Origin of the sequence: Marivita sp. (assembly GCF_020055675.1) — a bacterium.
GTDB lineage: Bacteria > Pseudomonadota > Alphaproteobacteria > Rhodobacterales > Rhodobacteraceae > Marivita.
On sequence record NZ_JAIPUS010000017.1, the window covers coordinates 1 to 21,867 of the forward strand.

General features: G+C 63.2%; 20 protein-coding genes and 1 pseudogene. 8 read left to right on the top strand and 13 right to left on the bottom strand.

The window, feature by feature from the left end:
• From LCF59_RS11735 to LCF59_RS11750, 4 genes are all read left to right on the top strand, one after another.
• Positions 1–501 (top strand): acyl-CoA dehydrogenase family protein (locus LCF59_RS11735; RefSeq protein ID WP_292287720.1); only part of this gene is annotated, 501 nt, incomplete at its 5' end.
• 323 nt (positions 502–824) lie between these two features.
• Positions 825–1,463 carry a glutathione S-transferase family protein gene (locus LCF59_RS11740; RefSeq protein ID WP_292287722.1) on the top strand — a complete coding sequence of 213 codons (639 nt, stop codon included), beginning with the start codon at positions 825–827 and terminating at the stop codon, positions 1,461–1,463.
• A 13-nt stretch (positions 1,464–1,476) separates the two neighbouring features.
• Positions 1,477–2,688, top strand: coding sequence for an acetyl-CoA C-acetyltransferase (locus LCF59_RS11745; RefSeq protein WP_292287723.1), 1,212 nt, complete (start codon positions 1,477–1,479; stop codon positions 2,686–2,688).
• 17 nt (positions 2,689–2,705) lie between these two features.
• Positions 2,706–4,892: a 3-hydroxyacyl-CoA dehydrogenase NAD-binding domain-containing protein gene (locus LCF59_RS11750; RefSeq protein WP_292287725.1), complete on the top strand. Its 2,187-nt coding sequence runs from the start codon at positions 2,706–2,708 to the stop codon at positions 4,890–4,892.
• Between the two features lie 290 nt (positions 4,893–5,182).
• Here LCF59_RS11750 and LCF59_RS11755 read toward each other — a convergent pair whose 3' ends face one another.
• Entirely contained in the window at positions 5,183–5,833 is a 651-nt protein-coding gene (locus LCF59_RS11755; RefSeq protein WP_292287822.1) for a sulfotransferase family 2 domain-containing protein, read from the bottom strand.
• Positions 5,834–5,984: 151 nt separating this feature from the next.
• Positions 5,985–6,290, bottom strand: a complete 306-nt coding sequence (locus LCF59_RS11760) for an antibiotic biosynthesis monooxygenase (RefSeq protein ID WP_292287727.1) — start codon at positions 6,288–6,290, stop codon at positions 5,985–5,987.
• A 211-nt stretch (positions 6,291–6,501) separates the two neighbouring features.
• Here LCF59_RS11760 and LCF59_RS11765 point away from each other — a divergent pair, with 211 nt between their 5' ends.
• The gene (locus LCF59_RS11765; RefSeq protein ID WP_292287729.1) at positions 6,502–7,527 is read left to right on the top strand and encodes a hypothetical protein; all 1,026 of its coding nucleotides are present in this window, start codon (positions 6,502–6,504) and stop codon (positions 7,525–7,527) included.
• Here the strand turns inward: LCF59_RS11765 and LCF59_RS11770 are convergent, their stop codons facing one another.
• Positions 7,528–8,181 (bottom strand): hypothetical protein, encoded by a 654-nt coding sequence (locus LCF59_RS11770; RefSeq protein WP_292287731.1) that lies wholly within the window; start codon positions 8,179–8,181, stop codon positions 7,528–7,530. It lies immediately after the preceding gene.
• 107 nt (positions 8,182–8,288) lie between these two features.
• Here LCF59_RS11770 and LCF59_RS11775 point away from each other — a divergent pair.
• Positions 8,289–8,579: pseudogene (locus LCF59_RS11775) on the top strand (transposase); the annotation flags it as partial.
• Positions 8,580–8,778: 199 nt separating this feature from the next.
• Here the strand turns inward: LCF59_RS11775 and LCF59_RS11780 are convergent.
• From LCF59_RS11780 to LCF59_RS11805, 6 genes are all read right to left on the bottom strand, one after another.
• Positions 8,779–8,925, bottom strand: coding sequence for a hypothetical protein (locus LCF59_RS11780; protein WP_292287733.1), 147 nt, complete (start codon positions 8,923–8,925; stop codon positions 8,779–8,781).
• 87 nt (positions 8,926–9,012) lie between these two features.
• A complete protein-coding gene (gene upp, locus LCF59_RS11785) occupies positions 9,013–9,645 on the bottom strand; it encodes a uracil phosphoribosyltransferase (RefSeq protein ID WP_292287735.1) in 633 nt (210 codons plus the stop codon).
• The gene (locus LCF59_RS11790) at positions 9,642–10,646 is read right to left on the bottom strand and encodes an adenosine deaminase (protein WP_292287737.1); all 1,005 of its coding nucleotides are present in this window, start codon (positions 10,644–10,646) and stop codon (positions 9,642–9,644) included. Before LCF59_RS11790 ends, upp begins: the two co-directional genes overlap by 4 nt.
• Positions 10,646–11,854: a phosphopentomutase gene (locus LCF59_RS11795; protein ID WP_292287739.1), complete on the bottom strand. Its 1,209-nt coding sequence runs from the start codon at positions 11,852–11,854 to the stop codon at positions 10,646–10,648. The genes LCF59_RS11790 and LCF59_RS11795 overlap by 1 nt, the downstream gene beginning before the upstream one ends.
• Complete coding sequence (locus LCF59_RS11800) at positions 11,851–13,143, bottom strand: thymidine phosphorylase (protein ID WP_292287741.1); 1,293 nt, start codon at positions 13,141–13,143, stop codon at positions 11,851–11,853. The genes LCF59_RS11795 and LCF59_RS11800 overlap by 4 nt, the downstream gene beginning before the upstream one ends.
• The gene (locus tag LCF59_RS11805; protein WP_292287743.1) at positions 13,143–13,535 is read right to left on the bottom strand and encodes a cytidine deaminase; all 393 of its coding nucleotides are present in this window, start codon (positions 13,533–13,535) and stop codon (positions 13,143–13,145) included. Before LCF59_RS11805 ends, LCF59_RS11800 begins: the two co-directional genes overlap by 1 nt.
• 120 nt (positions 13,536–13,655) lie before the next feature.
• Here LCF59_RS11805 and LCF59_RS11810 point away from each other — a divergent pair, with 120 nt between their 5' ends.
• A complete protein-coding gene (locus LCF59_RS11810) occupies positions 13,656–13,847 on the top strand; it encodes a DUF3072 domain-containing protein (RefSeq protein ID WP_292287745.1) in 192 nt (63 codons plus the stop codon).
• An 89-nt stretch (positions 13,848–13,936) separates the two neighbouring features.
• The gene (locus LCF59_RS11815; protein ID WP_292287747.1) at positions 13,937–16,216 is read left to right on the top strand and encodes an NADP-dependent malic enzyme; all 2,280 of its coding nucleotides are present in this window, start codon (positions 13,937–13,939) and stop codon (positions 16,214–16,216) included.
• 117 nt (positions 16,217–16,333) lie between these two features.
• On the opposite strand, the gene LCF59_RS11820 is transcribed toward LCF59_RS11815, so the two are convergent.
• The 4 genes from LCF59_RS11820 to LCF59_RS11835 all read right to left on the bottom strand — a co-directional run bounded on the left by LCF59_RS11820 (position 16,334) and on the right by LCF59_RS11835 (position 21,783).
• Positions 16,334–17,293, bottom strand: coding sequence for an ABC transporter ATP-binding protein (locus LCF59_RS11820; RefSeq protein ID WP_292287749.1), 960 nt, complete (start codon positions 17,291–17,293; stop codon positions 16,334–16,336).
• Positions 17,290–19,173, bottom strand: coding sequence for a dipeptide/oligopeptide/nickel ABC transporter permease/ATP-binding protein (locus LCF59_RS11825; protein ID WP_292287751.1), 1,884 nt, complete (start codon positions 19,171–19,173; stop codon positions 17,290–17,292). The genes LCF59_RS11820 and LCF59_RS11825 overlap by 4 nt, the downstream gene beginning before the upstream one ends.
• Positions 19,170–20,117 (bottom strand): ABC transporter permease, encoded by a 948-nt coding sequence (locus LCF59_RS11830; protein WP_292287753.1) that lies wholly within the window; start codon positions 20,115–20,117, stop codon positions 19,170–19,172. The genes LCF59_RS11825 and LCF59_RS11830 overlap by 4 nt, the downstream gene beginning before the upstream one ends.
• A gap of 88 nt (positions 20,118–20,205) precedes the next feature.
• Positions 20,206–21,783 carry an ABC transporter substrate-binding protein gene (locus tag LCF59_RS11835; RefSeq protein WP_292287756.1) on the bottom strand — a complete coding sequence of 526 codons (1,578 nt, stop codon included), beginning with the start codon at positions 21,781–21,783 and terminating at the stop codon, positions 20,206–20,208.
• Positions 21,784–21,867 lie beyond the last annotated feature (84 nt).

Below are 21,867 nucleotides of genomic sequence, written 5' to 3' on the forward strand. Positions count from 1 at the left end.
TTCTTCGACAATGTCGAGATCGCGCCGGAAAACCTGCTGGGCGGCGAAGAAGGTCAGGGCTTCTATCAGATGATGAAGCAATTGCCGCAGGAACGGCTCATCATCGGATGCGGCGCCGTGGGTGCGATGGAAGGCGCTGTTGCCCGCACCATCGCCTATTGCAAGGAACGCGAAGCTTTCGGCGGGCCGTTGACGCAGTTCCAGAACACCCGCTTCAAACTGGCGGAATGCCAGACCAAGACCACCGTGGCGCGCGCCTTTCTGGATAATTGCATGGAAGAGCACCTGCGCGGAGACCTGTCGGTCGAGAAAGCCGCGATGGCGAAATACTGGCTGTCGGACACGCAGGGCGAAGTGCTGGACGAATGTGTGCAGCTGCATGGCGGCTATGGCTACATGCAGGAATACGCCGTCGCCGAGATGTGGGCCGATGCGCGCGTGCAGCGGATTTACGGCGGCACCAACGAGATCATGAAAGAGCTGATCGCGAGGGCGCTCTGATGCTGTCAGCCATTGCGCAAACAACAGGTTCGGGATGCCTCCGGCGGGAGTTTATCCGGCAAGATGAAGGAGCGCGGCAAGCTCCACCCCGCCGGTCGGCCTCTTTACCACGCGGTGTCAGGCACTGTCGGCGGGGCTTCACCTTGCACATGGCTCAGCTCTCCAGCCTGCCATGCACCGCGTTGATACGCCAATTAACCTTAACGGAGGATGAAGAAGAAACGGGCTCCAGCTTCATCTTGCCCGATAAACTCCACGGGGGGGGTGGGGGTGTGAAACCCCCACATCGTCCCTCGACATTTTCACAACAGGAGACTTCGCCCATGACCATGCACCTCTATTGCTTCGGCGAAAGCGGACATTCCTACAAAGCCGCGCTCGCGCTTGAACTTGGGGGGATGGATTGGACCCCCTTGAAAGTCGATTTCTTTGGGGGCGAGACGCGCAGTTCGGACTATCGTGCCAAGGTGAACGAAATGGGCGAAGCACCGGTGCTGGTGGATGGCGACGTCACGCTGTCACAATCAGGTGTGATCCAGACCTACCTGTCTGACACATACGGCAAGTACGGTGGCAAGGACGCGATGGAGCGGCTCGAGATCCTGCGCTGGATTCTCTGGGACAACCAGAAATTCAGCGGCACCTCCGGCGCCTTGCGCTTCCTCATGAACTTCCTGCCCGAAGACAAACGACCAGCCGAAGTGATTGGCTTCATGCAAGGCCGGATGAAATCGGCCTACGGGGTACTTGACGCGCATCTGGCGGGCCGTGACTGGATTGTCGGGGATGCTGTCACCAACGCAGACTTAAGCTGCTGCGGTTATCTCTATTATCCAGAACCCTTCGGATTTGACCGTGCCGACTGGCCCAATATCGACCGGTGGATGTCCAACATCCAAGCCCTGCCCGGCTGGAAACACCCTTATGACCTGATGCCCGGATCCCCTTCGGACCGGGCCTGAGACGGAGAGCCGAATGACTGACGTATATATCTACGACGCCCTGCGTACCCCGCGGGGCAAGGGCCGCAAGGACGGCAGCCTGCACGAGGTGACGAGTCTGCGCCTGTCCGCACAGGTGCTGAATGCCGTCAGGGAGCGCAACGGGCTGGAGGGTCACGCGGTCGAGGATGTGATCTGGGGCAATGTCACCCAGGTGGGCGAACAGGGCGGCTGCCTTGCGCGCACCGCCGTGCTGGCCTCGGACCTGGACCAGTCGATCCCCGGCCTTGCGATCAACCGGTTCTGTGCCTCCGGCATGGAGGCCGTCAACCTTGCCGCGAACCAGCTGCGCGGTGGTGCTGGAGACGGCTATATCGCCGGTGGCGTGGAAATGATGGGCCGGGTGGCCATGGGCAGCGACGGGGCGGCGATCGCGGTTGATCCGAGCGTCGCGATGGAGAGCTATTTCGTCCCGCAGGGCATTTCGGCCGACATCATCGCCACCGAGTACGGATTTTCCCGCGAAGACGCCGACAGCCTTGCCGTGGAAAGCCAGCGCCGGGCCGCGGCGGCATGGGAAGATCAGCGCTTTGCCAAATCGATTATTCCCGTGCGCGACCAGAACGGCCTGACGATCCTGGATCGGGACGAACACATGCGCCCCGGCACCGACCTGCCGTCGCTTGGCGCGCTCGATCCCTCGTTCAAGCAGATGGGCGAGGCGATGCCGGGCTTCGATGCGGTGGCGCTGATGAAATACCCGCATCTGGAGCGGATCAACCACATCCACCACGCGGGCAATTCTTCGGGCATCGTCGATGGGGCCGCGGGTGTGCTGATCGGCAACAAGGCATTTGGCGAAAAATGGGGCCTGAAGCCCCGCGCCCGGATCAAGGCCACCGCCAAGATCGGCACCGATCCGACCATCATGCTGACCGGGCCGGTGCCGGTGACGGAAAAGATCCTTGCCGACAGCGGCATGAGCATCAGTGACATCGACCTGTTCGAGGTGAACGAGGCCTTCGCAAGCGTGGTCCTGCGTTTCATGCAGGCGTTCGATGTCGATGCGGACCGGGTCAACGTCAACGGCGGCGCCATTGCGATGGGGCATCCGCTGGGGGCGACCGGCGCGATCATCATCGGCACGCTGCTTGACGAGCTGGAGCGCAGCGGCAAGGGCACCGGGCTTGCCACGCTGTGCATCGCGTCGGGCATGGGTGCGGCAACCATCATCGAGCGCGTGTGATCGGAAGGATTATGACCATGACAGACTTCACAATGACCACCGACGCCGATGGCATCGCGACGCTCACCTGGGACGTTCCGGAAAAATCGATGAACGTGCTGAGCTTTGAGGGGCTCGAAACCCTCAGCGACCTGATGGAGCACGCGCTGGCGGATGACGCCGTCACGGGCATCATCATCACCAGCGGCAAGCCGGATTTCGCGGCGGGCATGGACCTCAACGTGCTGGCCACGCTGAAAGAGGCCGGGGCCGAGGCGGTGTTCGACGGCATCATGAAAATGCACGGCGTGCTGCGCAAGATCGAACGCGCGGGCATGGATGCCAAGACCAACAAGGGCGGCAAGCCGGTGGCGGCGGTACTTCCGGGCACGGCGCTTGGCATCGGGCTGGAGATTCCGCTGGCCTGTCACCGCATCTTTGCCGCCGACAATCCCAAGGCCAAGATCGGCCTGCCGGAGATCATGGTCGGCATCTTCCCCGGTGCGGGCGGCACAACCCGCGTGGCGCGCAAGATGGGGGCGATGGCGGCCTCGCCCTTCCTGCTGGAAGGCAGGCTGTCCGATCCGGCCAAAGCCAAGGCCGCGGGCCTGATCGACGAGGTCGCCGATGATCCGATGGCGGCGGCGCGCGACTGGGTGCTGAACGCCAAGGATGCCGATCTGATCAAGCCGTGGGATGCCAAGGGCTACAAGATGCCCGGCGGCGCGCCCTATCATCCGGCGGGGTTCATGACATTCGTCGGTGCCTCGGCAATGGTCAACGGCAAGACCAAGGGTGTCTACCCAGCGGCCAAGGCGCTGCTGAGCGCGGTCTATGAAGGTGCGCTTGTGCCGTTTGACACCGCGCTCAAGATCGAGGCGCGCTGGTTCACCAACATCATCATGAACCCGTCTTCCGGCGCGATGATCCGGTCGCTGTTTGTCAACAAGCAGGCGCTTGAAAAAGGCGCAGTGCGGCCCGACGGGATCGACGATCAGAAGGTTCGCAAAGTGGGCGTTCTTGGTGCCGGCATGATGGGCGCGGGCATCGCGCTGGTGTCGGCGCAGGCCGGGATCGAGGTGGTACTTCTGGACCGGGATCAGGCAGCGGCGGACAAGGGCAAAGCCTATTCTGCCGATTACGCGGCCAAGGGGGTATCACGCAAGAAGATCACGCAGGACAAGGCCGATGCGATGCTGGCGCGGATCAAGGCGACAAACGATTACGCTGTCTTGGCAGGCTGTGACATGGTCGTCGAAGCGGTGTTCGAAGACCCCAAGATCAAGGCCGAGGTCACGGCACAGGTCGAGAAGGTTGTGCGCGAAGATTGCATCTTTGCCACCAACACCTCGACCCTGCCGATCACCGATCTGGCCAAGGCCAGCCAGCGCCCGGAACAGTTCATCGGCATTCACTTCTTCAGCCCGGTAGAAAAGATGATGCTGGTCGAGATCATCAAGGGCAAGGCAACCGGCGACCGTGCCGTCGCCAAAGCCCTCGATTTCGTGCGCCAGATCAAGAAGACGCCGATTGTCGTCAATGACGCGCGGTTCTTCTATGCCAATCGCTGCATCATCCCCTATATCAACGAAGGCATCCGGATGGTGAAGGAAGGCGTTGCCCCCGCCCTGATCGAGAACGCCGCCAAGATGGTCGGCATGCCGCTGGGTCCGTTGCAGCTTGTCGATGAAACCTCGATTGATCTGGGGGCCAAGATCGCCCGTGCCACCAAGGCGGCAATGGGCGATGCCTATCCGGATGGCGAGGTGGACGAGGTGATCTTCTGGATGGAGGATCAGGGCCGTCTGGGCCGCAAGGCCAAGGCGGGGTTCTACGACTATGACGACAAGGGCAAGCGGCAGGGACTGTCGGACGTTGTGATGCGACGATACCCGCAATCGGAAAACCAGCCCGATCTGATCGACGTCCAGCACAGGCTTTTGTTCACACAATCGCTCGAAGCGGTGCGCGCCCTGGAAGACGGGGTCCTGATGGACATCCGCGAAGGCGATGTCGGCGCAATCCTTGGCTGGGGCTTTGCGCCGTGGTCAGGCGGCCCGCTGTCATGGCTCGACATGCTGGGCGCGGAATATGCCGCGCATCGCTGCGATGAGCTGGTCGCGGCCCATGGTGACCGTTTTGCCTGCCCCGACCTGCTGCGCGAGATGGCGGCGAAAGGCCAGAGCTTCTATGGTCGGTTCGCACCAGCCGCGTCTGCGGCCTGAACACCGCGCAGTCCGGCGGGACAGAGCGCTTGCCAGACATTCGGTGCGCCCCCGGCAAGGTCCGGGGCGCAGCCGTCGCGCCAGCTTGGGCCCCCTGCTCTGCCCGAGGCGCGGCAAAACGGTCGATCCGGCCGATCCGGGGCCGTCGTGCACCAAGCATCCGCACTGCGACCCAACGGGCTTGGCGCGCATCCCGCGGCTTTGGTCCATTGCCGCATGGCAGCAATACGCGCCGGGTCTGCCGGGTCCGGACCTAGAGAGCGGGCAGAGATCACCTGCGCGCCGACACGTCACTCACCGAACCGATATCCAAATTGCGCGATGTCTCGGGCGCACATATCGGCCACGATCTGCGCGGTTCGGTCGGTGTAGGCCCGGCGGTAATCCTTCGGCCGGGCCGAGGAATTGGCGTGCGGCACGTCAAGCGCAAAGCCCAGGTGCCGCTCCAGCGGTGCCAGATCCTCTGGCAATGCCTCAAGCCGGATGTAGGCTGACGCCCGGTTGATGCCCGTTGCGTCGGTCACGTAACTGGCGGCAGGCGAGGCATGCATCGCGCCATATGTGCCGGGGTGCTGCACGAAATCCGCAAAGCTCAGCGCCTTGGCCAACCTCACAGCCGGATGGTCAAAACTCTGTGTGCGCAGCCAGTGATAATAGCTGACCAACCGGTCCCAAGGATTGCGCACCAGGGTGAACACGAACATCTGTTCCAGCTTTCCAGGCGGCAGAACCCCGTCGATATCCGCCAGCGTACTGTGTTTCCATAGCCGCCCCTGCGCGGCAAGCTTCCTGACCCGCCCCTTGCGCCGGATCGCCTTGGGCGTGTCGCCGATCAGGATGTCGTCGCGATGCGCGCGCGCCTCCAGCGCGAGGGCCAAGGACGTCCCGCCGGTCTTGGGGATGTGTACGAAGATGAAATTCCGTCCGGGCGAGATGATCATGCGCCAGAGGTGCCACCGGGCCGGTGCCAAGGCAAGGATTTGCTTTTGCCAAAGCGAGATCGCTGCGCCATGTCCACTTCTCGTGCCGGCGATCTGGTGCATTGTCCGGGAAGAGTGCCGGGAACGAGCCGGACGCGACCGTTCGCCGGGGTCACTCGAGTCCAGATATTTCGTAATCCCGAGGAATGCCTGCCGTTGCCGTCCACCATGGTGAAGCTCGCGTTCGTTGCTGGTGAAATTCGAAGGCCTCTTTGTCGAAGAAGCATTCCTCCACGTGCCAGATCAGAGGGTTATCCGACTGAACGACAGTGAAAGAAATGCAGCCGGGTTCGGCTGTCGTGAGGCGGATATGCTCGGGAAGATGAGTTTGCAAGATCTCGGCATCGCCCACCGATCCGCAAATTAGTCGTCCCATCAGACGCACGTACCCGGCATTCGAAGTCATCTTGTCAGCCATTTGAAGACATTTTTCGAAGTGTAGGTTGCTTGATGGCGGGATGGCAAGCGTCGGCAATGGTCCGCAAAGCCGGCACACATCCGTTTCAGGATTTCAAAGAGACCCGCCAGACCCGAGGCAGGGCGCGCCTCGGCGCGCGCGCTTTGCTGCATTGCGCGACATCCCGTGCGGGTGTACTCTTTTGGCCAATCAATGAGGCAGAGCAGCCCGCATGACCGCTTTGAAGGAATTTCAACGGCTCGAGGCCGAAGCTGTATGGCGTGCGACGCCCACAGACCAGCGCAAGGATGTGATCGTGTCGTTGGGAGATGCCTCCTTGACGATCCTGGATCTGCGGGAAAACGTGCTGGCACATTGGTCGGTCGCGGCGGTGGTGCGGGCCAACAAGGGTCAGCGCCCCGCGATCTACCATCCCGATGGCGATCCCGGCGAAACGCTCGAATTCGGCGAAGACGGCGCACAGATGATCGACGCCATCGAGACAATCCGCGCCGCCATCGAGAGGAGCCGCGCCAAGCCGGGCAAGCTGCGCCTCTGGATCACCGGGACAATCGCGGCCGCGATTGTGGCCGGGATCCTGTTCTGGCTCCCGGATGCGCTGTTGCGCCACACCGTGAAGGTGGTGCCGGCTGTCAAACGGGTCGAGATCGGCAATGCGCTTCTGGCGCGGGTCACGCGCATCTCGGGGCAGCCCTGCATGACACGCGACGCGCGCGAGCCTCTCAGTCGGCTGGCCTCGCGCGTGCTTGGACCGGCGCAGCGGGGATCGCTCGTGGTGCTGCCGGGCGGCGTGGTGCAGACGGCGCATTTGCCGGGGGGGCGCATCCTGCTGAACCGATCCCTGATCGAGGACCCGGAAGACCCCGAGGTGCCGGCCGGATATATCCTGACCGAACGCCTGCGCTCTCAAAGCCAGGACCCGCTCGAGAAAATGTTGATCCAGACCGGTCTTTGGTCGAGCCTGCGCCTGTTGACCACCGGAGAGATGTCCACGGACGATCTGGACCGCTACAGCGAACACCTGTTGGCCCAACCCGCCGCGCCGCTTCCTGTGGAGACGATGCTTTCCGCCTTTGCCGCGGCCGAGCTGCGCAGCACGCCATATGCCTATTCCGTTGATATCACGGGCGAAAGCACCCTGCCTCTCATCGAAGCCGATCCAATGTCCGGAAGATCACCGCGCCCTGTGCTGAGCGATGCGGACTGGCTCCGCCTTCAGGGCATCTGCGGCGCCTGATCAGTGGCCGGGACCTTTGCCGCGGCCAACGATCTTGGGCGTCCGGATATCCTGCGGCACGGTGAGCGATCTGCGCGGGACGGTATTGCTCAGGACCTGCTGCGTGGCGCGATGGCCCTCGCGGGTCATGTGGGCGCGATGCGGGTTCAGGCGGTCATCCTCCCAGGCGCGTTTATAGCCCTTGGGCATCGGCGGCAGAGTGTCGCCCTGCGCATCATGGACATGTTTCGGCACGATCCTCTCGGCGGTCGCGCGCCGCTGTGGCTGGGCCTTGTCGCCCCGCTGCGACGCGCTGCGCGGTCGGGCTTTCGGGGACGCCGGCTGCTGCGGCGTGATGATCACCGGCTCTTCCTGCGCGACCTCGACCGGCTCTGCCTGTGCGGCGTTCTCCGGCTCCTGGCGCGCGAAGGTCGGGGTCTGGCCGCAAACAACTTCGCGCTGCCGCGACACGCGCGGAACCCAATTCACCGCACCATCGACGCCAGCCCGGACATAGACACAGCCCCGGCTGTCCACGAACTGACGTCCCTCGAACGTCGACGGCGGATATTCCGCAGGCGGACCAACCGCGGTTCCATTCTGCGCCGATACATCTGCACCCAGCGTCACCAATGCGGCGGCAGCAATCGCGGCCGCCAAAAAATCTCTACTCATGTCTCTGTCCCCACAGGTCAGCGCCGAACCTGCCTGTCCGAAAATGCTGTGTAAAGGTCTATTTGGCGGCCTTAGGTATCAAACGCATCAAGCTACGGCGGGATGTGGAAGCAAGCCATCGGGACTTGCTGCACGCGGGTTGGAATGTTGAGCGCGTCAACCACCCCGAAATCTACAGCGACCACGGCAAGCACACCAACATGGTTGAAAGCTAGGTCTCACACCTGCGCCGCATGGTGATGGGTCAGCACCACCACGTTAGCCCGCAATACCTTCACCAGGACGCAAACCACGCCGCATGGATGGAAGGAAACCGCCGCACCGACAACGGCACTCTGGCACACACGCTGGCAAGCAACGCCATAGGTTCACTGGTCAGCCGGACTTCGAACGTGTAGTGGCAGCGGGCGGCGTAACGCCGAGCTATTGTCAAATCTGGTGTTTGGTGATCGTCATGCGGCGGCCTGATCTGTGTTTGATGGCTTGATGCCGTTGATGAAATCGACGCCCTCGATGACGTGACGTGCGCGGCCCTTTGCGGAGTTCATCAAGTATCGCCTGCCGTAGCTGATCCTTGCGAAACCGTCTGTTGCGGTTTTAAGGCACTGGCCGTGCGTCCAGAGCAAGCCCGCGTAATTTCATAAGCCCTTTGACGTGCTTTAGCCCGTCCGTCCCCTCGCGGATGATCTGAGCGCGCAGGTAGTACAGCGGGATATTGATTGTCTCATCGCTGTGCGTGTTCATCTTCAACTGCTTAATCCTGCCCAGCATGATGATTCACACGGCGCAGAAGATCAGCCAGATTGTTGGTGCGTGTGACACATAAGGCCGCTATTTGGTCCCGAACATCCGGTCGCCGGCGTCACCAAGGCCCGGGACGATATAGCCTTGTTCGTTCAACCGCTCGTCCAACGCGGCGGTCACGACAGGCACATCCGGGTGTGCTTGCTTCATCCGGGCAACGCCTTCGGGGGCGGCCAGCAGGCACAGGAATATGATGTTGCTGGCGCCCGCCTGTTTCACAAGGTCCACCGCGGCGGCCGAGCTGTTGCCGGTTGCCAGCATCGGATCGACAAGGATGGTCACGCGTTCGTCCAGCTGGGTCGGCACTTTGAAGTAATACTGAACGGGTTTCAGCGTTTCCTCGTCGCGGTACAGCCCGACAAATCCCACACGCGCGGCCGGAATCAGGTCGAGGATGCCATCCAGAAGTCCGTTCCCCGCGCGCAGGATCGACACGAGGGCGAGCTTCTTGCCATCGATCACCGGCGCATCCATTTCGCACATCGGGGTCTCGATCCGCTTGGTGGTGAGCGGCAGGTTGCGTGTCACCTCGTAAGCGAGCAAATGGCTGATTTCACGCAGCAGTTGGCGGAACGACTTGGTCGAGGTGTCCTTTTCACGCATCAGGCTCAGCTTGTGCTGAACAAGCGGGTGTCGGACAATGGTAAGATGATCGGTCATGGGCGCTCCAGTCGTTTCAGGACACGCCTGCGGGTGTCCTCGTCGCAAAAGGCCGAACGGGCGGCCGTCTCGTTGATCTTGGCAAACACATCTTCGTCCCAGCCAAAGGTTTCGGCAAGGTTCCGGTATTCGTCGCGCATCGTGCTGTGAAAGAACGGCGGGTCATCGGTGGAAACCGTGACGTTGACACCGCGTTGGCGCAGTTTTTCAATGGGATGGGCGGCGAGGCTGGGATAGACCTTCAAAGCCACGTTCGAACCGGGGCATATTTCGAGCGTAATTCCCTTTTCCACAAGCATGTCCACAAGCGACAGATCATCGATCGCGTGCACACCGTGGCCAATCCGTTCGACGCGCAAATCTTGCAGCGCATCGCGCACGGATGTCGCGCCACCCCATTCGCCGGCATGTGCCGTCAGGCGCAAACCCGCTTCGCGTGCCATGTCAAAGCTGTAGGTGAAGTCCTTGGGTTTGCCGCGCGATTCATCCCCTGCCATGCCGAAACCGACGATCCAGTCTCCTGCCGTTTCCGCCGCACAGCGCGCAGCGGGCTTGGCCCTTTCCGGGCCCAGGTGACGGATGCAGGTCACGATGCCGCGCAGAATGATGCCATGGGTCTGTTCCGCCTTTTCCGCGGCATCGCGGATCGCGTGCAGATATTCGCGCCACGCCCCGAGATCACCCCCGCCACAGAAATCGGGCGACAGGAACGTTTCGCAATATATCACGTCATTTGCAGCACTTTCCTCAAGGATCGCGCTGGTCAGGCGCGCGTAATCCTCGGGCGTTTCAAGCACGCTTGTCGCGGCTTCGTAGACGCGCAGGAAATGGACAAAGTCGCGGAAGGCATAGCTGCCGTCCGGGGCAAATGCGCTGGACAGGTCAACCGACTTTTCCTGTGCCAGACCCTTGATGAAAGCCGGCGGCGCGGCGCCTTCGTGGTGCAGGTGCAGTTCCACCTTGGGCAGGCGGACCACCCGGTCCAGTCGGTCCTCATCCATCACAAGAAGCTCCGTCCGGATCCGGATGACGACACACCCAGATGGGTTGCAACACTTGGTCCGACATCCGCGAACCCGACATGGCCGATCTCGCCGGCCCCGGCCCCGGCCATCAAGACCGGCACGCGTTCGCGGGTGTGGTCGCTGCCGATCCAGGTGGGATCATTGCCATGATCGGCGGTGATCACCATCAGATCGGAAAAGCGCAAACGCGGCAGCAGCTTGGCCAGTTCGGCGTCGAACCATTCAAGTGCGCGTGCATAGCCCGACACATCGCGGCGATGACCATATTTGCTGTCAAACTCGACAAAATTCGCAAAAACGAGCGCACCTTCCGGCGCGGTGTCGATCTGCGTGGCAAGGTGCTGCATCAGCGTGGTGTCTGGACCTTTGTGCACGTCGTCGATGCCGGACATGGAGAAGATGTCGCCGATCTTGCCAAGGGCGATCACCGGCTGGCCGGCGTCCTGCACCCAGTTTGTCAACACCGGCTCGGGTGGTGCGATGGCAAAATCGCGTCGATTGGACGTGCGTTTGAAAGCGCCCTCCTGCCCGATGAACGGCCGCGCGATGACACGGCCGATCCGGCGTTCATGCACCATCGGCGCGAGATCCTTGCAGAGCCTCAGCAGGCGGTCGAGGCCAAAACTCTGCTCATGCGCCGCAATCTGCACGACACTGTCAGCCGAGGTATAGCAGATCGGTTTGCCGCTGCGCAGATGCTCGGCCCCGAATGTCTCGATCGCCTTGACGCCGTCGCTATGACAATTGCCAAGAATGCCATCCGTGCCCGCCAGCTCGCAGATACGTTCGGTGATTTCGGGTGGGAAGGACGGCTTGGCATCCGGCAGATAGGTCCAGTTCCACGGGACCGGAAGACCTGCCAATTCCCAATGGCCCGACGGTGTGTCCTTGCCACGCGAAATCTCGGTCGCGGCGGCCCAGCTGCCGTGCGGTGTCGCTGTCAGGCCCGGCGCGGTCTCGCCGCAGGCGAGTTCGACGGCGCGGCCAAGACCCAGCGCGTCCAGGGTCGGCACGGCCAGCGGGCCGCTGCGTCCGGTCTCGGCCCGGCCTTCCGCGCAGGCCACGGCGATGTGCCGCACGGTGTTTGCCCCGGTATCCGGCGTGCGTCCGTTGAAGAACGTCTTGGCATCGGGTGCACCACCGATTCCCACCGAATCCATGACGATCAGGAACGCTCGGGTCATGTCACATGCTCCAGCACAAGGTCGGGCGCCGTCATCCGGCCCCGATCAAGCGTGATCGCGGCCAGAACCGCCCGCGCCGCCGCGTCGGCCTGCCCTTCGCGGGCAGCATGGATGCGGGCCAGCGGCTGGCCTTTGCTGATCGTCTCGCCGATGGAGACCACATCGCTCAGCCCGACAGCGGGATCGACCGTGTCGGTTTCCACGTGCCGCCCGCCACCCAGCGCCACCACGGCCAGGCCCAGCGCCTCTCCGTCAATCGCGGCAACGGTGCCGGAGTTTGATGCGGGCACCTCGCGGATCACCGGCGCTTCGGGCAGGAAGCGCGACCAATCCTCGACAAAGCGCACCGGACCGTCCATCGCGTACACCATCGCACCGAACTTCTCGGCGGCGGCACCCGAGCTGATCGCGTCGCGCAGCCTGTCCACGCCGCTGTCGATCCCCGCCTGATCCAGCAAGGTCGCGCCGAGTTGGATGGTCAGCTCGGCAAGGCGCCCACTGCCCTGCCCCGTCAGAACGCGCATCACGTCCACCACTTCGAGCGCGTTGCCAAGGCTGGACGCCACCGGCTGCGACATATCGGTGATGAGCGCCGTGGTCGTGCAGCCTGTCGCGTTGGCCGTATCGACCAGCGCGCGGGCCAGCGCACGCGCCTCATCGGCGGATTTCATGAAGGCCCCCGAGCCGCATTTCACGTCGAGCACGAGCCCGTCGAGACCCGCTGCCAACTTCTTGGACAGGATCGACGCGGTGATCAGGTCAAGGCTTTCGACCGTCCCGGTCACGTCGCGGATGGCGTAAAGCCGCTTGTCGGCAGGGGCAATATCGGCGCTGGCACTGACAATCGCGCAGCCGACATCGGACACGACATGGCGGAACTGTTCCTCGGTCAGGGTGGTGCGGACCCCCGGGATCGCTTCGAGCTTGTCGAGCGTGCCGCCGGTATGCCCGAGCCCGCGGCCCGAAATCATCGGGACATGGACACCGCAGGCCGCCAGCGCGGGGGCCAGAACAAGGCTCACGCAATCCCCGACGCCGCCCGTGGAGTGTTTGTCCAGTACCGGCGCGCCAAGGTCCCATCTCAGAACCTTGCCGCTGTCGCGCATCCCGGCGGTCAGCGCGGCACGCCCTGCGTTGTCCAGCGTGTTCAGACAGATCCCCATGGCAAACGCGCCGGCTTGCGCATCGCTGACGCTGCCATCGGCAAGCGCATGGGCAAACCAGTCTAGGGCCGCGCTGCCGGGTGTTTCGCCCCGGCGCAGACCGGCGATGATGGATCGCGCCTGCATCAGGATCGGTCCATATGGCCCGCGCCGAATGCACCGGGCAAAAGGCTGCCGATTGTCGTTTCGCGTTCCGCGCCGTGCAGATTGGCGAGCGTGACCGGCACATCCTGGGCACCGAATTCGGCCAGTTTTTGCCGGCAGCCACCGCAGGGCGGGACCGGATCGGGGCTGTCGGCGATCACATACACCGCGACGATGTCCTGTGCGCCCGCGGCGATCATCGCGGCGATGGCCCCCGCTTCGGCGCAGGTGCCTTCGGGATAGGCCACGTTTTCCACGTTGCACCCGACATGAAGACGCCCATCCCCCGAGCGCAACGCCGCGCCGACCTTGAAATTCGAATATGGCGCGTAGGCGTTGTCCCGCACTTGCCGTGCTGCGTTCCTCAGGTCCATCTGTTCACTGCCTCCATCGCTCTGGCTAGCATGTTTGCGAGGCCACGCGCCCGATTGCAAGGGGCGGCGGGAACCCGCACGTCCCGATCCGCGTTCCCGTCCCGAAAACAGGAGACCGCCATGCCAATGCAAAACAGTATATCGCTTGATCCGGCCGTCGGATTGGGCCCCGACCCCGAACAGAGAATGACCGAGGAACAGGCCGTCAAACTGCGCGAGCTGACAGCCCGCGCGGACGAGGCATTCGATGCCAGCCTCACCTATCGTCAGGCACAGCGACGGATCGCCCATCTTCAAGAATATCTGAAGTAACCTTATCGAATTGGCGCCGCCGGAACGTCCTTCCTCTTGGCGCGCAACTGGTTTACGCCTGAACCAGAGCGAACGGGGGAGGAAACAACATGTCCGACAACAGCAACGAGTCACTGCGTCAGGCGGCGTTGTTCTACCACGAACACCCAAAACCCGGAAAACTCGAAATCCGCGCCACAAAACCGCTGGCCAATGGGCGCGATCTGGCCCGCGCCTACAGCCCCGGCGTGGCCGAAGCCTGCACCGAGATCCAAGCGGATGAAACCAATGCCGCGCGCTATACCGCCAAGGGCAATCTCGTCGGGGTGGTGAGCAATGGCACGGCGGTTCTGGGCTTGGGCGATATCGGCGCGCTGGCTTCAAAGCCGGTGATGGAGGGCAAGGCGGTCCTGTTCAAGAAATTCGCCAATATCGACTGTTTCGATATCGAGGTGAACGAGAGCGATCCCGAAAAGCTGGCCGATATCGTCTGCGCGCTGGAGCCGACCTTTGGCGCCATCAACCTTGAAGACATCAAGGCGCCCGATTGTTTTATCGTCGAAAAGCTGTGCCGCGAGCGGATGAATATCCCCGTGTTCCACGACGACCAGCACGGCACGGCGATTGTTGTCGGCGCGGCGGCAACCAACGCGCTGCATGTCGCCGGCAAGACATTCGAGGATATCAAGATCGTCTCAACGGGCGGCGGCGCGGCGGGCATTGCCTGTCTCAACATGCTGCTCAAGCTGGGGGTGAAGCGCGAAAACATCTGGCTCTGCGACATTCACGGACTGGTCTATGAGGGCCGGACCGAAGACATGAACCCGCAAAAGGCGGCCTTTGCGCAAAACAGCGACCTGCGGTCGCTGGATGATGTGATCCACGATGCGGACCTGTTTCTCGGGCTGAGCGGACCAAAAGTGCTCAAACCCGAAATGGTGGCCAAAATGGCCGACCATCCCATCGTCTTTGCCCTGGCCAATCCGACTCCCGAAATCCTTCCAGACCAGGTGCGCGAGGTCGCTCCTGACGCGATCATGGCCACGGGGCGCAGCGATTTTCCCAACCAGGTCAATAACGTGCTGTGCTTTCCGTTCATCTTCCGCGGGGCGCTCGACGTCGGCGCGACCGAGATCAACGATGCGATGCAGGTGGCCTGCGTCGAGGGCATTGCCAAACTGGCACGCGCAACCACCAGCGCCGAAGCCGCCGCCGCCTATCGCGGCGAACAGCTTACCTTCGGGCCGGACTACCTGATCCCGAAACCGTTTGACCCCCGCCTGTCGGGTGTCGTTTCCACCGCCGTGGCGCAAGCGGCAATGGAATCGGGCGTCGCGATGCGACCGCTGGAGGATGTGGACGCCTACAAGGCGCATCTGGATGCAAGCGTCTACAAATCCGCCCTGCTCATGCGCCCGGTCTTCGAAGCGGCCGGCACCGCGGCACGACGGATTGTCTTTGCCGAGGGCGAGGACGAGCGCGTGCTCCGCGCGGCACAGGCGATCCTGGAGGAAACGACAGAGACGCCGATCCTCATTGGCCGCCCAGAGGTCATCGCGCGGCGCTGCGAGCGATTGGGGTTGGAAATCCGCCCCGAGCGCGATTTCACGCTGGTGAACCCGGAAAGCGATCCGCGCTACCGCGATTACTGGGAAACCTACCACCGGATCATGGCGCGGCGCGGCGTAACCCCCGATCTGGCCCGCGCGATCATGCGCACAAATACCACCGCGATCGGTGCGGTGATGGTGAATCGCGGCGAGGCAGACAGCCTGATCTGCGGCACCTTCGGCGAATTCCGGTGGCATCTCGGCTATGTCGAGCAAGTGCTTGGCTCCGAAACACAGACGGCGCATGGCGCGCTCAGCATGATGATCCTCGAAGACGGGCCGCTGTTTATTGCGGACACCCATGTGCGGTCCCTGCCCACACCCGAAGAGCTGGCCCGCACCGCGATTGGTGCAGCCCGCCATGTCCGCCGTTTTGGCCTGACTCCAAATATCGCGTTCTGCTCGCAATCACAGTTCGGCAACCAGCAGGAAGGTTCCGGAAAGCGATTGCGCGACGCGATCGCGCTGCTGGATGCGGAGCCACGCGATTTCTGCTACGAAGGTGAAATGAACGTGGACGCGGCGCTGGACCCCGAATTGCGCGCCCGCATCCTGCCGGCAAATCGCATGCAAGGGCCGGCCAACGTGCTGATTTTCGGCCATGCCGACGCAGCCTCGGCCACGCGCAACATCCTCAAGATGCGCGCCGGGGGCCTTGAGGTGGGGCCGATCCTGATGGGAATGGGCAACCGGGCACATGTTGTCACACAAGGCATCACCGCGCGAGGGTTGCTGAACATGGCCGCCATCGCCGGCACACCGGTGGCGCGATACGGGTAACTCGCCCGGGGCGCGCTCCGGGTATCTGCCAGTCAGAGTGGGTCGCACGCGGTTGCCGTCACGCGACCATAGCCATCTTTTTGTCAAGCCACCTCCGGGACGACACGCACCACCCCCCTATTCATCCAAGGGGAAAAAGCACGCCACTTCGGTGGTTTCGCCCTGCCGGGACAAATGCGGAGTCTCGGCCGAACAACGGGCCTGTGCGCGCGGGCAACGGGCCGCAAAGGCGCAACCAGGTGGCGGGTTCAGCGGGTCGGGCAGTTCCATGCCCTTGGCCTCGGGTTCGGTCAGGGGGCGTCCCACCACCGGCGCGCTTTGCGCCAGCAGCCGCGTATAAGGGTGACGCGGCGTTGCAAAGATGTCCTCGGCCCGACCGATTTCGACCACCGACCCGAAATAGAGCACGGCAATCCGGTCACTCACCGCTTCGACCACGGCAAGGTCGTGGCTGATGAAGAGATAGGTCAGGTCAAACTCGCGCTTCAGGTCCGCCAGCAGATTCAGCACCTGCGCCTGTACCGACACATCCAGCGCCGATACCGGCTCATCGAGGATCAGGATGCGCGCCTTGGCCGCCAGCGCGCGCGCAATGCCGATGCGCTGCGCCTGCCCGCCGGAAAACTCGTGCGGATAACGATCAAGGAATTCCTCGCGCAGGTTCACGCTGTCGAAAATCTCGGCAATCCGCGCCTGCCGTTCGGTCGCGTCCATGCCATAAAGATGCTTGAGCGGCGCCTCCATCACCTGCCGGATCGTCTTGCGCGGGTTGAGCGAAGAGATCGGGTCCTGGAATACGTATTGGATCTTCCGACCAAAAAGCGCCGGGTCCGCCGTATCCAGCGCCTCTCCGTCGATCTCGATGGTGCCTGTGGTTGGCTCCAGCAGCCCCACCAGCATCCGCGCGAGGGTCGATTTCCCGCAACCGGATTCGCCCACGATGCCCAGTGTCTCGTTCTGCTGGACGTCAAGCGTGACCGGATGCACCGCCTTGACCGACCCCTTGGCCCGGCCCAACAGGCTCCGTCCCACCGGGAAGGTCTTCGAGACGTCCATCAATCTGAGCGCATGTGTCATTCTGCCGCCTCGCGCGTGCCCTGTTCGGGATAAAGACACCGCACCTTGCGGTCGCCCTGCCAGTCCAGCGGGATCTTCCCGCGCCGGCACTCCGTTTGCACCTTGAGGCAGCGATCCGCAAAGGCGCAACCCTCGGGCAGCCTGTCCACCGCGGGCGGCAGTCCCGTGATGGCCTCCAGCCGCCGCTTGCCGCCGCCCAACTCGGGAACACAGGCCATCAGCCGCGCGGTGTAGGGATGGCGCGGCGCCTGCAGGATGTCTTTCGTGCTGCCTTCCTCGACGACACGGCCGGCATACATCACCGCCACCCGGTCACAAAGCTGCGCCACAACACCGAAATCATGCGTGATGAAGACAATCGCCAGCCCGCGCGAGCGGCGCAGATCGTCGAGGATCGTCAGAACCTGCGCCTGCACCGTCACGTCGAGCGCCGTCGTCGGCTCGTCCGCGATGATGATGTCCGGATCGTTGGCCAGCGCCATCGCGATGCCCACGCGCTGCCGCATGCCGCCCGACATCTCGTGCGGATAATCCGACACGCGCTTTTCGGCATTGGGGATCCGCACCGCGCGCAACAGCTCGACCGCCTTGGCCTGCCCCTCGGCCTTGCCGATGGGACGATGCGACCGGATCGCCTCGATCAACTGGTCGCCGACGCGGTAAAGCGGATGCAAGGTCGCCAGCGGATCCTGGAAGATATAAGCCACATTGCGCCCCCGCATGTCCCGCAGCCGCCGGTAGGGTGCCCCGATCAGGTCTTCGCCGTCGTAATGCACCGCCCCGCCGGTGATTACCCCCGGCGGAGAGGCCACCAGTCCCATCAGCGACAGCGCGGTGACGGATTTGCCCGATCCGCTCTCGCCAATGATGCCCAGGCATTCGCCCTTTTCCACATGCAGATCGACACCGCCCACGGCGCGGTAGACGCGATCCTTGACATGAAACTGCGTCTCCAGCCCTTGCACCTCCAGCAGCCCCTTGCCGGTGGGTTCAGGCACCGCGCCCTTTCGATCCACCTTCGTCGTTGCCATCGGCCGCGACAGTGCCCCGGACTTCAGCCGCGGGTCCAGCGCATCGCGCACCCCGTCACCCAGCAGGTTGATCGACATGACGATGATCAGGATCATCATTCCCGGCACGATCGAGGTATGCGGATTGGTAATCAACGCCGACCGCGCCTCGCCCAGCATCGAGCCCAGATCGGCCTGCGGCGGCTGGCTCCCAAGGCCAAGAAACGAAAGACCGGCGGTCTCGAGGATCATCCAGCCGATGGTGGTGGACATGGCGATCACGATCACCGGGATCACGTTGGGCAGGATCTCGGACAGGATGATCCGCGTGTTCGACAGGCCCGCCAACCGCGCCGCATCGACAAACTCCTTATGCGCGATGCCCACCGTGATGCCCCGGATGTTGCGCGCGAAGAACGGCACGTTGACCGCCGCCACCGCGATCAGCGCGTTGAACAGCCCCGGCCCCAAAGCCGCGACAATCGCCAGCGCCAGCAGGATATAGGGAAACGCCATCAGCATATCGACGCCGCGCATGATGATGTTGTCGGTCCGCCCGCCGTAAAACCCCGCGATGATCCCGATGGCCGCCCCCAGCGTTGCCGCCACGATCGCCGCCGCGAACCCGACGGCCAAGGACAAGCGCGTTCCCCACATCAGCCGTGACAGCAGATCGCGCCCCAGGTGATCGGTCCCCAAGAGCGCGCCGTCGGAAAAGATCGGCTGGAACCGGTTGCTCGTATTGGTGACATCCGGATCGGCCAAAGGCAGGATCGGCGTCAGCAGCACCAGCAGCAGCACCAAAGACATCACGACGCCCCCCGCGAGCGCCAGCCGGTTGCGCGCCAGCAGGACAAGAAACGCCCTCATGTCTTGATCCTCGGGTCAAGCAGGCTTTGCGCCACATCCACCGCGATGTTGAACAGCACGTAGCAGGCGGCCACGAACACCACGCCGCCCTGCACCAGAAGCAGATCGCGCGTCAGGATGGCATCGACCAGCATCCGCCCGATGCCAGGCCACTGGAAGACGATCTCGATATAGACCGCGCCGGACAGCACGAAACCGGCCTGGATTCCCAGAACCGGGATGATCGACACCATCGCCGCCCGCAGCGCATGGCGCCAGATCACGCCGCGCTCATGCACGCCCTTGGCGCGCGCGGTGCGGATGAAATCCTGCCGCAACACCTCGAGCATGGCCGATCGTGACAGCCGCGCGATCACCCCCGTCGCCACCACCGCCAGCGCCGCCGCCGGCATCGCCAGATGCGAGATCAGCGCCCAGATATCCCGCGCGCCATAGATCGGCCACATGCCCGACACCGGGAACCAGCGCAGGGTCACCGCAAAGAACAGGATCATCATCATCCCCAGGAAAAACGACGGAATCGAAATCCCGAGCAACACCACGAAGGTGATCGCGCGGTCCGCCAGGCCATACTGGTTCGCCGCCGAAATCACCCCGGCGATGATGCCGAGGATCGAACACAGCACAAAGGCCGTCCCGGCCAGAACCAGGGTCGCGTTGAACCGCTCGAGCACCTCATCGAGCACCGGCCGGTTAAGCGCGAAACTCGTGCCGAAATCCCCGCTCAACATGTTACCCAACCAGATGAAATACTGCTCAACAAGCGTCTTGTCCAATCCCAGATCCCGGTTGAGCTTCTCGACATTCTCCGGTGTCGCGTAACTGCCAAGGATCGCCATCGCCGGGTCACCAGGGATCAGCGCCATGATCAGGAAGACGATCACGGTAATGCCCAGCAGCACCGGGATCGCGGACAGCAAACGCTTCAGGATGTAGCCGGTCACGCAGGGGTCCTTCATCTTGCCGGAAAAACTCCGGGGGGTGCGGGGGGCTGGCCCCCCGCCGGTCGGACGGGCCCCGCCCGTCCGAGGCTCAGTTCTTCACCACGTCATCCAGCAAAAGAAAGAAGGACGGCTGGAGCGAGAAATTCTCGACCGCGTCATTGGTCACTGCGTTCTGCTTCCAGTTGGCGACGAAGACCCAGGGCGCGTCTTCCTGCACGATGGTCTGCATCTGCTTGTAAAGCCGCGCACGCTCTTCCTGGTCGGTCGCCACCCGCGCCGCCTCCAAGAGCGCATCCACCTCGGGGTTGGAATAATAGCCCGAGTTGAAGCCACCGGCATCGGGCCACGCCTCGGTGCGCAGCGCAAGGAAGGGCAGCGTGTCGGGATCGTTCGTCATCCACGCCATCTCGGCCATGTCGGCCTTGCCCTCCAGACCGGGGTTCACCTCGCCCAGAAAGGTGTTCCACTCGTAGGTCTCGATGCTCACATCGAAACCGACCGCCTCCAGATCGGCCTGGATGGCGGTGCCCATTGCCACCGGATCCAGCATCCCCGACCCGCCTTCGGTCACGAAAAAGGTCAGTTCCGCGCCCTCGGCCCCGGCCTCGGCGATCAGTTCGCGGGCGCGGTCGGGATCGTAGGGATAGGGCTCCAGCTCCTCGTTATAGGCCCAGGCAAAGGCCGGCGGTGTCGGACCTGCGGCCACTTCCGCGGTGCCTTCCAGCACCTCTTCGACCAACGCCGTCTTGTTGACCGCGTAATTCGCCGCCTGGCGGACCCGCTTGTCGGCGAAAGGGCCTTCCTTGGCGTTCAGGATCAGGAACCAGACATGCGGCCCGGCCTGCTCATGCACGGTGTAGCTGTCGCCCTGGAACTCCGACAGCGCCACGGGCGGCACTTCGACCATAAGGTCGATTCCCCCCGCCAGCATTTCCGCCGTTCGGGTATTGGCATCGGTGATCGGGCGGAAGACAACCGCCTCCAACTCGGGCACGCCATCCCAGTAATCGGGGTTCGCTTCGACCACGACCGCCTCGTTCGATCGCCATTCCGCGAAAGTGAAGGCGCCAGTCCCCGACGGGTTGCGACCGAATTCCGCGCCGTGCCGTGCGACGGCGGCAGGCGACACGATCAGGCCCGTGGGATAGGCGAGGTTCGACAGGAATGGGGCATATGGCGCGTTCAGCGTGAATTTCACCGTCAGGTCATCCACTGCGTCCACGGTTTCGATGGCAGAGAAAAAGAACGCCAACGGGAAAGGACCCGTGTCGTGATAGGGGTGGTCCTCGTTCAGCATCCGTTCGAAATTGAACTTTACGGCCTCGGCATTGAAATCGCTGCCATCGTGGAACTGAACCCCCTCGCGCAGCGTGAAGGTATATTCGGTGCCATCCTCGCTGATCTCCCAGTCGCTGGCCAGCGCAGGCTCCACTTCGAGCGTGCCATCGCGGTACCGCACCAGCCCGTCATAGACATTCATCAGGATGCGGAAATCGTTTACGGCAGTCACCGCCGCGGGATCGAGCGCCTTGGGCTCGGCGATCTGGCCGACGATCAAGACGCCGGGGGGAGTTTGTGCAAAGGCCGGATCGCTTGCCCCGAAGCTCAGCGCAAGCGCGGTGCCGGCGGCCAGCAGGCTGCGGCGGGTGAGGTGAAATAGCGGCATGGGTGACGTCCTCTCCTGAGATATCGACTCTTATTTATCATGATAAATTGCATCAGGCCAAATTTTCATGATAAATTCAAGTCC